The sequence below is a fragment of the Nereida sp. MMG025 genome (genome assembly GCF_021654165.1).
In the GTDB taxonomy this organism is placed as follows: domain Bacteria; phylum Pseudomonadota; class Alphaproteobacteria; order Rhodobacterales; family Rhodobacteraceae; genus Nereida.
Genome location: NZ_JAKFZN010000028.1, coordinates 1 through 1,074 on the forward strand (window position 1 = coordinate 1; position 1,074 = coordinate 1,074).

General features: G+C 55.1%; 2 protein-coding genes. Both read right to left on the reverse strand.

The window, feature by feature from the left end; genetic code table 11:
- A partial coding sequence (locus tag L1065_RS15660; RefSeq protein ID WP_237096451.1) for a Fic family protein occupies nucleotides 1-827 on the reverse strand: 827 nt, incomplete at its 3' end.
- Entirely contained in the window at nucleotides 817-1,044 is a 228-nt protein-coding gene (locus tag L1065_RS15665; protein ID WP_237096452.1) for an antitoxin VbhA family protein, read from the reverse strand. The genes L1065_RS15665 and L1065_RS15660, both read right to left, overlap by 11 nt.
- Between the last annotated feature and the right edge of the window lie 30 nt (nucleotides 1,045-1,074).

The following is a 1,074-nucleotide window of genomic DNA, read 5'->3' on the forward strand; positions in this document are numbered from 1 at the left end:
GTCTGCCCGACTGTGGCCTCAACAGCCAACTCATGACCTTGCACAATGATGAACCGATTATTGTCATCGGCCAAGCTGACATAGCCATTCTCGACGGTGATAACCGTTCCAAAAACATGATCGCCGTCCTGGGCGGTTTCCACCCAAAATTCGTCAACCGGATAATCAGCTCGATCCAGATCATCCACGGCCTTCATGCGCAGTTCAACACAGTCTGCGCCCAGATTTTCAACGATGATGCGGCCCATCGCCGTGGTGTCACCGTGGTGGGCGTCGATACTCGCCGCGACGTTTCGTTCGGTGGTGACGCCCCTGAAACTCACCTCATGCCCCGCACGAACAGCTAATTGCTGCACGAAGGCCCTCTGGGTTCGGCCATTGCCGTCCCTGAACGGATGGACATGATTCAACTCTGAGAGAATTTGGGTCGCCGCACTTGCAAAGATATCTTGGTCGGATGACTTTGCGTTTTCTCTATTAGCCAGATCGGACACCAGGGCCAGACCGCGATCAAGATAGTTTGCAGGTAAAAAACTCGTGCTGCCTTTACTGAGAACACCCGCAACTTCTGAAACGCGAATTGTCTCACCTTCCAGCGCGATGGTGTCGTGACGCATGGTCCCGGCCCACTCGTAGATCCTCTCAAAGAGGTGACGGTGGATGTCGCGCAGGTGTTGCTCGTCGAAATCTCCTTCGACCGCGCCTACAGTCGCACTTCTGTCGTTGGAAAGTTCCCGTTCCGCAAAACGCAGAACCTCGGGAGTTTTGATCCCAAGGCGGTTTTTCATGGTGACGCCATCGGCCTGGAGAAAAGGGTCACTGTCCATGGTCACGCACATAGTCTATCACCAGCGCCATGCGCCGGGTTTCCATTTCTTCGTGAGTGATTTGTCCTGTGATCCAGAGCTCGGACAAAGCTTCACTCTCTGCATCGGGCGTCCCGAGGCCTTCCATACGGGCGCTCCACACCGCCTCGGCCATGGCCTTACGCCGCCGCGCAATTTCTTGGGGACTGATCGAAGAGTTGTTGTCAGATGTCGCCATAGCACTCGCTCCCATGCCATATCAGACTTA

What these genes read in the sequence shown, in the direction of transcription:
- L1065_RS15665 (WP_237096452.1), bottom strand. Translation starts at nt 1,044, where the DNA reads ATGGCGACATCTGACAACAACTCTTCGATCAGTCCCCAAGAAATTGCG.